General features: G+C 52.1%; 7 protein-coding genes. 4 read left to right on the top strand and 3 right to left on the bottom strand.

Annotated features, from left to right (window positions below; all coding sequences use genetic code 11):
• The 4 genes from ACR0J4_RS22000 to ACR0J4_RS21985 all read left to right on the top strand — a co-directional run.
• The coding region (locus ACR0J4_RS22000) for a transposase (protein WP_480668820.1) at nucleotides 1–158 on the top strand (158 nt) is incomplete at its 5' end.
• Between the two features lie 160 nt (nucleotides 159–318).
• The gene (locus ACR0J4_RS21995) at nucleotides 319–2,970 is read left to right on the top strand and encodes an AsmA family protein (protein WP_170644140.1); all 2,652 of its coding nucleotides are present in this window, start codon (nucleotides 319–321) and stop codon (nucleotides 2,968–2,970) included.
• 580 nt (nucleotides 2,971–3,550) lie between these two features.
• On the top strand, nucleotides 3,551–4,423 hold the full coding sequence (locus tag ACR0J4_RS21990; protein ID WP_480554701.1) for an ABC transporter ATP-binding protein: 873 nt from the start codon (nucleotides 3,551–3,553) through the stop codon (nucleotides 4,421–4,423).
• 48 nt (nucleotides 4,424–4,471) lie between these two features.
• Complete coding sequence (locus ACR0J4_RS21985) at nucleotides 4,472–6,289, top strand: SLC13 family permease (protein ID WP_170644142.1); 1,818 nt, start codon at nucleotides 4,472–4,474, stop codon at nucleotides 6,287–6,289.
• A gap of 5 nt (nucleotides 6,290–6,294) precedes the next feature.
• On the opposite strand, the gene ACR0J4_RS21980 is transcribed toward ACR0J4_RS21985, so the two are convergent.
• From ACR0J4_RS21980 to ACR0J4_RS21970, 3 genes are all read right to left on the bottom strand, one after another.
• On the bottom strand, nucleotides 6,295–6,873 hold the full coding sequence (locus ACR0J4_RS21980; RefSeq protein WP_170644144.1) for a DUF3611 family protein: 579 nt from the start codon (nucleotides 6,871–6,873) through the stop codon (nucleotides 6,295–6,297).
• An 81-nt stretch (nucleotides 6,874–6,954) separates the two neighbouring features.
• Nucleotides 6,955–7,473: a DUF1269 domain-containing protein gene (locus tag ACR0J4_RS21975; RefSeq protein WP_058284048.1), complete on the bottom strand. Its 519-nt coding sequence runs from the start codon at nucleotides 7,471–7,473 to the stop codon at nucleotides 6,955–6,957.
• Between the two features lie 93 nt (nucleotides 7,474–7,566).
• Complete coding sequence (locus ACR0J4_RS21970; RefSeq protein WP_480668819.1) at nucleotides 7,567–9,651, bottom strand: alkyl/aryl-sulfatase; 2,085 nt, start codon at nucleotides 9,649–9,651, stop codon at nucleotides 7,567–7,569.
• Between the last annotated feature and the right edge of the window lie 199 nt (nucleotides 9,652–9,850).

Here is a 9,850-nt window from a genome sequence, read left to right as displayed (position 1 = left end):
TTAAGTACGACAAGCGTCGTTACAAACGGCGCAACCGGATCGAGATCATGTTCGGCAGGTTGAAGGATTGGCGGCCTGTGGCAACCCGCTACGACAGGTGCCCAAAGGTCTTCCTGTCAGCAATCGCCCTCGCAGCACTCGTTATCTATTGGCTATGAGGCCTAACCCTGGCGGTTCGACAAAACACGCTAGAATATCAGCAATATAGTCAAGTTCATTCGGAATTTAGATCATCTACCGACCACATATATTCCATTAACTAAATGATTAAATGGTCTAGGCTTCCCATTGGATGAATCGAAATTTTAGGAGAAGAACGTGCGATACGTTGCAAAAGGTATTTTGATTTGTTGCGCTGTCGCGTTTGTCGCAGTGTTTGCAGCTTGGCTTTTCCTGTCTTCTGCGTTGTTTTCCTCGGTCAGAACTACTTTCGTCGAAAATCTGATCTCTAAGAGACTTGGCCAGGAGGTTAGAATTGAAGATGAAGTGCGTCTTGGTATTGGTCGGCAATTGCAGGTGTCAGCGGCAGGGCTGGAACTACCCGGTTCTCGGAATGCTGGTGTGAACCTTGCGGCAATCGATGAGATTGAGTTTGAAGTTTCCGCACGCGACCTCTGGAACAGTAAAATGTCACTGAGTGGTCTTTCGCTCTCGGGTGTTCACCTGAACCTGATCACGGACAAAGATGGCATCGGAAACTGGCAGTCTATTTCCCAAACGGAAACTGAAGTCGGGAAACCTACAAAATCCCCGACACCGCTGTTGGCGGGAATTCTAACGGACCGCAAAATTGATCTGACTGATATCGCCATTCTTTATAAAAACAATTTAAACGGACTTGAGTTGGACCTGCAGCTTCCTGAGCTGCTCTTAAAGCGTGATACGGAAACTGATGTTGCGACGGCAGTCGGGGCCGGTTCGCTGAACGGAGAGAAGTTTGATCTGAACGCGACATTCCCCACGGAAGACCCGTTTCGGTTGGCGGTGAACTTCGAACAGACTTCGATTGTCGCCGAGGAAGTTCCTCAAGAGAACGGTCTGCAAGTGGCAACGACCGTAGAGATTGCCGAACTTGGCCAGCTTCTCGATATCCTGAAGCTGAGCCGCGTTTTGGAAGGCACAGGGAGTATTGGCGCAACGTTTACATCAGTCGACGGCGTAGCACGGATTGATGACCTATCTGTATTGGCGGAATTAGATGGCGGGCAAAGCCTTTCGCTGACGGGGCAGATCGGAGAATTGGGGAACCCGGAAGACGTATCGCTGACAACCCGAATTAGGTTGTACCCAGAAGATGCGGAACCAGCCCCAGCCGCCTCGCGATATGATCTTAAACTTATCGCAGTCGACATGGTTATCGACAGCGTACCCGGTCGGGTGCCGCAGCGACAAATGGTCATTAAGACCAACGGTTTCACGTTGGACACGTCCGGCGAAGGCCCGCCCCCGATTAAGTTCTCCGAGCTTTCCAAAACACCAGAAGGCGCCTTAAAAGTCGGAAACATCAACCTTAGAATTGGGAACCCAGCCGATCCGTTTATCATTTTGAACGGTTCGGTCGATGACGCGCTTCAGTTGCAAGGCATATCAGCAGAAGGCCTAATGGATATACCGGCAAGCAGTTTGATCTCGCCAGAATTGTTGGGACCAGACGACCAGCTTGGCAGGTTTTCCGGTGACTTCCATTTGAACGGCGACATCAATCAGCTTTCGCTGTCGAATTTGGATGGAAAGACAAGCGATACGGACCTCTGGAAACTTGAGGTGCATGGCACTGTCAAGAATGTTCTCAAATTCGAGGATCTGGATTTGGCAATTGATGTCGCAGTCCCATCCGGAGCGGACCTTTTGGAAGCCCTGTCGCTTGAACGCGTCGAAACCGGACAGGCACGCCTTGAAATCAACCTCGTTAGCGAAGGCACCAATTGGAACGCTAGTGCCAATGTTGAGGTCGCCGACTCTATTTTGCAGATTTTGGCCGATCTAGATGATGCAACAAGTGACCCGGTGCTGCAGGGTTCCATTGAGAGTGACCTGATAAAGATAGATCAGATCCGAACTATCGTTCAGGCTGCCGCACAGTTGCGGAAACTAGGCGGCCCAGAGCTGGAAGAGAAAGAAACTAAGAAAGAAGAGGAGGGCGACCAAGGTGCGTTAAGAGATGTAACGCTTAAACCTATCGGGCGCTCAATTCTCTTGTCTGGTATGGATATGGATGTCGACGTTGACCTTCGGCACATCGAAGGAGCCCAGGGCATCAGCAGTTTGCAGAGCCAACTGACGCTCAACAAAAATGAGCTTAAGGCCGGACCTTTGAAGTTTGAATATGGAGGTGCTCATTTCGACGTCAGCGGGCAGATGGATCTTTCGAACGACACGCATCTACTCACGTTGACCGGCAAAGCGGGCGGTTGGCAGCTGGATGATATTCTTCACAACCTGAACTTCAAAAAAGGTGCGAGCGGTACGATCTATGCAGATTTTTCGGTGACCGGAGGAACCGATTCACCGAAGCATTTTGCAAACAGCATGAACGGCAATGCCACAGTTTCAATGCGTGATGGCTCGATCGAGACCCAGCTTTTGGATCTGGCAGGGCTAGGGGTGCTACCTTGGGTGTTTACCAAAGAGAAACAAAAGGTAGCTCCAATCGTATGCTTGCGTGCGCCGATTAGTATCTCAAATGGGAGTATTTCGACGAAACAAACCACATTGGAGACAGACCAGGTCCAAGTTGTCGTCTTTGGCGGTGTTGATGTGGCGGGCAAGGTTTTGGACCTAAATCTGCAGCCCCGTAAGATTGGCGAACCTCTGTCGAAGAGCCCTTGGCCCGTGACCTTGAAAGGCCCGCTAGCCAAACCGAAGATTAAAGTCAAAGACGGTCCGAAACGACTGAAACGATCGGATGGTGCAGACAAAATGCCGGAACAAAGAAAGCTATGCGTTCCGGATATATTGCAACTGCGGTAGTTGGGGAGGCGATCAGTTGAAGTCAAGTCTAGGGTTCAGAAAGGCAGACTTTGCTTCCGAAGAGCAATTTCTGCTTTGGGCTCGGTGCAGACATTCAGTTAATTACGCCCAATGTCTGCAATGCGGACAAAGCTTCCGATAAGTCAGTTTGTCGGGATGTGTGACAACGGCCCAAACCGGACATACAAAGTGTAATCACATGCTACGTTGCAGCTGATCAAGAGCCGACGTTCGTACTAATCTCAGATTTTGGTCAACCTGAAATTCGGCTAATCCTACAAATCGTGCTCGAGATCTCTCGACTATTTAATGCAGCTACGCTGCTCCAGGATTGGACTTCAGCGGCCACTCTCAATTCCCACTGTATGTGTTGCACTCATCTGTTTACTCCTGAAGCCGAGCGTCACAAACGTAGTCGCTTAGGCCGGAGAAAAGGTAGATTTATATTCAGATTGGATTGAGTGTTAGGGTGCAGTCACAACAATGCACCCGCACCTTCAAGCAAAGGTGCTCTTGGATTTTGGGGGATCGAGTGATCGAATTTTACAAATCTATCTTGAGAACAACGGGACATCGTCAGGTGGTCAACATCTTGCTGTCTCTGGCCATTGCCGCTCTGGCGGCGTTTCCACTGAACTACCAGAAGGAAATCGTGAACGGTCTGACCGAAAAGAACATAAGCCCCGGAGGCTTGCTGTGGCTTGGTGCTGCTATGGGCGCGGTGATAACCCTCAGCCTCGCGCTGAAATGGGTGCTGGGGTATCTTTCGAGCGTCCTTGGCGAGGACATGATCCGCAAGCTGCGCAAGCGTATTTGCAATCTGTCTCGCGAAAACCCAGAGGGTTCCGAGAAAGTTGCCTATGGTGCCAAAGCAACAATGGTGTCGGCCGAAGCGGAACAAGTAGGAAAGTTCTCCGGTAGCGCCTTGTCTGAACCCATCGTACAAGCCGGAACCCTCGTTGTGATTGTTGGATATATTGCAGCCAATCAACCCTCTCTGGGGCTGATTGCAATCGGTATGATTATCCCTCAGGTGTTTATCGTTCTTCTCGTCCAGACGCGTGTAAACTCCCTTGTGTCAGACAGAGTTCACACATTACGCAAAGCCACAAACTGGCTTGTTGACCCTGATCGCTCGGCCACGGAGATCACTCCTAAATTTGACGAGATCTACGATACCCGCTCCCGGATATTCGTCTGGAAGCTGTCTTCGAAATTTGTACTCAGCGCCATTAACGGAGCCGGGACGGTGGGTGTTCTTGTCGTGGGCGGTTGGCAGGTCCTGGAAGGCAATACGGATGTCGGCACAGTCGTCGCCGCCACCGTAGGTTTGACACGTCTTCAGGGCCCAACGCGGCAGCTGATTGCCTTTTATCGACAGGTCAGTGCAACGGCTGTGAAGTTTGAACTGCTGCGGGAAGCAGGCGTGGATATGGCTGACGCGACCACCTGAAATTTGCACGCATGAATAGACGCCCTATCGTTTGAAGGGGGTAAAATAATGACGAATGAAGCCGGATTTGTGTTCGCTCTGATCGCCGTCGCGGGTGTGCTGATGGCAAGCAACCGTGTTCGCTATGACTTCGTTGCCTTGATAGTTGTTCTTGCGCTTGCCCTCAGCGGCACGCTGACGATTGGGGAGAGCCTATCGGGCTTTGGGAACAGCGTTGTGATCCTTGTCGCCTGCCTTCTTGTGCTGGGCGAAATGTTGGATAGAACCGGCGTTGCTCGCGCAGTTGGGGACGCCATCATGCGGCACGGTGGTCGTGGTGAAACTGGATTGCTGGTGCTCATAATGATCAGCACGGCGCTTCTGGGGAGCGTTATGAGCTCTACAGCCGTCGTCGCAATTTTCATACCGGTCATTCTGCGAATTGCTCAAGAAACGGCAAACGACAAGGCTCGTTTTTTGATGCCAATGTCCTATGCCGCGTTGATAAGTGGCATGCTGACCCTGATCGCCACGCCTCCGAACCTTGTCGTAAGTGATGAGTTGGTGGCGCAGGGATACCAACCTTTCGGTTTGTTTTCCTTTTTTCTGATCGGTGCGTCGGTTCTGGTTGTTGCAGTCCTGTTTGTTTTGTTTTGGGGTCGCTACCGGTTGAAGACCAAGTCTACCCCTGATGAGCAAGAGTTCGCAATTTCCGGAACGACGCTTGCAGGTATGTGGGAAACCTTTGGATTGGATGTACATTCCGCGACTTTCAGGGTCACTGGCAAGGTACTCTCAGAGGACGTTGACAAGCTGACGGGAAGTGGCACGGCAATACTCGTTCGACTGAGGCCTGGCGCCAAAGGAAAGTACCTTGCAGCCATGTTTCGTGAAGGTATGGAACTGCTACCGGGTGACATAGTTTTCATTCGAGGAGCCCAAGACGCACTGGCGGAGTTATCAACCAATGCGTTGTTTGCCAAAACTTTGGGTTTTCAGAAATCAAGCGCTGTTTGGATCGATCAGTTGGGTCTCGCGGATGTATTGATCCACCCCGAAGCTGCTGTGATTGGTCGACAAATGCATGATGCACCCGGGTTCGAAACCAAAGGGATTGAGATAGTTGGCCTGGTGAGAAACAGCGAGCCCGTCGAAAACCCCAATACTACAGTTTTGCAATCAGGCGATCGCCTTATGCTTGCCGGATCATGGGAAGACTTGGATCGTGCGGTTGAAAGGCATGATATGTTGGTGCTTCTGTCGTTCCCAAATGAGCGGACATCCGTCCCACCAGCAGCTAAGGGTTTTTGGGCTGCGATTGCCATCATGGTCACGATGGTTGCCCTGACGGTTTCAGAACTCGTCTCAATAACTACTGCAGTACTGATGGCCGCGGTAGCGGCAGTCTTGCTTCGCACTCTGTCCGCCGAAGACGCCTATCGCGCCGTAAAGCTTCCAAGCCTCGTTCTTATCGCCGGGATGTTGCCACTTGCTGACGCGCTGCAGGCTACGGGCGGATCGGACATAATCGTTGACCAACTGCTTTACCTTGTCGGAGAAGCCAGTCCGCGCGCAGTCATGGCGGCGATCTTTGTTTTAACGGCCCTATTGGGCTTAGTCCTATCCAATACTGCCTCTGCGGTACTTGTTGCGCCGATTGCTATTTCAGCCGCCGAAGCACTTGGGATTTCGCCATACCCAGTTGCGCTGTGTGTTCTGATCGCTGCATCCGCGTCTTTTTCGACTCCGATCTCAACACCTGTAGTCACATTGGTCGTTGCACCCGGGGGGTATAGTTTTGCTGACTTCCTCAAACTCGGTGTGCCGCTCACAATACTGACCGGCACTGTCGCGGTGATCATCGCTCCAATGCTGTTCCCTTATTAAAGGTTTCAGGCATCCTCTCCTCCCAAAGAACGAGAGATCAGGAAAACGATACGCAAAGAAATCGCTACAACAAGCAACTCAGCGGTTAGCGTCAAAAGTAGGGTCATGATGCTGACTGCATCGACCGCCGAAATCGTGTAGGGGCTGACACCAGTTTCAGCTGCGGATATCTGCAAGCCGACTTGAGGGTTGGCCAGCATTGTGACCAGAAGCGCAAATGCGGCTCCGAACAGTGACACGATTGTCAGAACAGCGCCGATCGTTCCGACCCAAACGCCGATCCACACGCGACTTTGAAGCCGGGCGGCTGACGGGTCATCTCCAGTCTCTTTCAGCTTTCGTCCCAAAGACAAATAATGCCAACACCAAAATGTGGTGAAAGCGGGCAGGATCAAACCCAAGAAGGACAACACGTTGCCCACGCCTGCGCCACCTCCGACAACGCCAAGGACAACGCTGCCCAGTACAACGACAATGATCAAAAAAACCAGCTGAACCCAGAAACCGATCTGGCCAAGCTTGACGAGCGCATCTGCGACGCGCCCGGTGTTTTCCCCATGCCAATTCGCGGATTCGCCTACCATATTGCAGTGCTCCCAACCTAAACCCTATGATTTCAAGAAGGTCGTCCACACTTTGGCTTGGCAACCGATCTCTATCAAAAATCACTGGCTATGCGCAGCGGCGAGCGCTTCGCGGAGTTTGTCTTCTTGTTCCTGCGATAGGGACGTCTGAAGTATCTTCGGGTCGTATTGTTCTATCTCGGCGATCACTTTGTCCGGTGTGGCCTTGGCGACAAGCAGAAACAGAGCCGATGAATTTGGCTGGATGGTCTCGCCCAGTTCTTTGATGAAATCATCATTGATGCCGTAGTCGGAAAGGGATCCGCCAAGCGCGCCCATTGCCGCCCCAGCCAAACCGCCCACGGCCATGCCCGCGAGTGGGTTGAGAACAAGAATACCAGCCAACATACCCACTATTGCACCGGTGCTCAGGCCGGTACTGGCGCCAATTCGGGTCATGTTCACTGACTGCTTAATGTGTATGTCTCCCTCTTCGGGCCGCACAACCACGCAGGCATCCAGCAGGTCGATCAATTCCTGTTTTTTGAGTTGTCGTAGTTTTGTCAAAACAGCATCTGCACTGTCGACACCATCAAATGAAAGAACAACAAGATCAGCCATCAAAGTCTCCTCGGGTGTTTTGGATTACATCGTCAAAATCGTATTGGAGTGTAAAAGTGGGTAACGCGGGTCCGAAAGGACCCGCGCAAAACATCATTCGATAACGACCTGACCAGTCACTGCCTGCAACGGCTCGGCCTCTGCTACCTCAGTTGGACCGGTACTTGTGCCAGGCAAAACTTCGAACAGAGGATCGAACTCAACCATGGCGCCAGCGAGTTTGATCAGAACGCTGACGTCACCATCAGCCGTCGCGCGACCGTCGGCCAGCAAATCCTCAAAATCAGCCTCTCCGGTCATAACAAGTTCCAGATCGGATCGGTTCAAGGTCAGAGTCAGATCTGGCTCATCGAAGGCGAAACCTTCGACATTTGTGAGTGTTGCCTTGGCCAGTTCGATCGCAAACATCTCACCATTGTCGGGCGTGCTGAGGTTCATCGCAAACTCGATGCCTTCGGCCTTGCGGCTGTCCATCTTGATCGCAAGGAAATCAAGGAAGAGCTCAGTCGACATCGCGCGTATCACCTCTGGGCTGGACGTGTCGGCCGTTTCACCGGTGGGGATGCCTGAGCGAAGTTCATAGGCACCGGACAGGAAGCTGTTCCGCAGGCCCGGGTTCTCTTGCTGGTAGCCAAGCTGTTCGTAAACGTCGGCTAACAAATCTTTTACTTCCTGATCTGATGGATCCGACAGGAACAGTTTGTTCAGAATCTCGGACGCTTCGAAATATTGCCCTGCATTGTGCAGTTCCAAACCCTTGGCCATAATTGGATCTTTGCCGCCCATCATCTCGACGTAAAGCGGAGCGGAAGCTTCTGGTTCTAACGGTATCAGGGTCGCGGGATTGCAATCCCAGAATCCAAGGAACCGCTGAACAACGCCGCGCGAATTGTGCTGAGGTGAGCCGTGATAGCCACGTGTATGCCATGTCTGCTGCAAACCCTGTGACGGTTCATAGTGGTGATGTATCTGGTTAATCGTCACGCCCTGATTGGCCAGATGCAGGGTCTGGTTATTCATATGGGCATAAAGGTCGCGCTGATCTCTCAGAACCTGCTGCACGCGGTCATTGCCCCAGCGCGGCCAATGGTGCGAAGCGAACATGACGTCTGCCTCTTGCCCGAACAGGAACAGGGCACGAGAGATGTATTTTGACCATCGAAGGGCATCACGTACCGGCGCGCCGCGCAATGTATAAATGTTGTGCAACGTGGCCGTCACGTTTTCTGCCATCCACAGGGCCTTCATGTCTGGGATGTAAGTATTCATCTCAGACGGCGCTTCAGTGTTAGGTGTGTTCTGGAAGATCATCCGCACGCCGTCGACTTCGAACTCTTCGATGTCGTCCTCGACAATCCGGGTTGGCGCGATCAGGCCAGTGGCACCTGCTGAAACGCGCTTGCCGAGACCCTGATTGACGAACCCATGCGGGGCCACGGGCAACAACAGACCATATTGGTAAAATAGCCGGCGGTTCATTGCGTTGCCCGCGAACACGTTTTCGGAAATTGTGTGTTCCATGAAATCGCGCGGAGCAATGATTTCGACATTCCCGGAATCGACGTCCTCCTGCGAAACGATGCCGCGAACTCCTGCCCAGTGATCGCCATGGGAATGTGAATAGATCACGGCTGTAATCGGCAACCCTTCGCCTTTGTGTTCCGAGAACAATTCCCATGCGGCTCGCGCCGTTTCGGCCGAAACCAGTGGGTCAATGGCGATCCAACCCGTTTTGCCGCGCACGAATGAGATGTCGGACAAATCAAACCCGCGCACCTGATAGATGCCGGGTATTACCTCGTACAGACCATAGTTCTGATTCAGCTTGCTGATACGCATCAATGACGGGTGGATACTGTCGTACTCGTCTTGCTCGTCGATGAAATCAAATGCACCCCGGTCCCAGGCAACATTCCCCGCATCCGCCATGATCTGTGGCTCCGGCATCTGGGCAATGAAACCCTTGGCAACTTCGTCAAAGTCCTGAGTGTCTGAGAAAGGCAGTGTTTTTTTCGCTTCGGCCAGGATTTTGAGCGTGTGCTCGGACGGTGCTTTTCCTTTAGGGTGAAAGTGGCCTTCTAATGGCGCGGCTGTCGATGTGGTTTGTGCTGCTGCTTCTTCCGACAAAAAAGTAGGACTTACCGCAAACGCGGCCCCAATTGCTGGAACAGTTTTCATGAAGTCGCGCCGATTAGGTGCCATCGTATTTCCCCCCTATTGATAAAATTGTCTGAAAAGCAGTGCCTCACATCCTAACATTTAAATGTCATTGTGGAACGATTAAGATTTAGGCAGTCTTGCGCGGCTCATTATCCAGCATGGCTCGCGGATGTATTGAATACCTGAGTGTTTTCTGAAGATTGGGCCGTCTTCAGTG

It is taken from the genome of Ruegeria sp. B10, from assembly GCF_056539825.1.
The sequence above is the reverse complement of the archived record's forward strand: the minus strand, read 5'-3'. Positions and strand labels throughout refer to the sequence as shown.

Coding starts and splice junctions, on each gene's coding strand:
- ACR0J4_RS21985 (WP_170644142.1), top strand. CDS start 4,472: ATGACGAATGAAGCCGGATTTGTGTTCGCTCTGATCGCCGTCGCGGGT.
- ACR0J4_RS21980 (WP_170644144.1), bottom strand. CDS start 6,873: ATGGTAGGCGAATCCGCGAATTGGCATGGGGAAAACACCGGGCGCGTC.
- ACR0J4_RS21975 (WP_058284048.1), bottom strand. CDS start 7,473: ATGGCTGATCTTGTTGTTCTTTCATTTGATGGTGTCGACAGTGCAGAT.
- ACR0J4_RS21970 (WP_480668819.1), bottom strand. CDS start 9,651: ATGAAAACTGTTCCAGCAATTGGGGCCGCGTTTGCGGTAAGTCCTACT.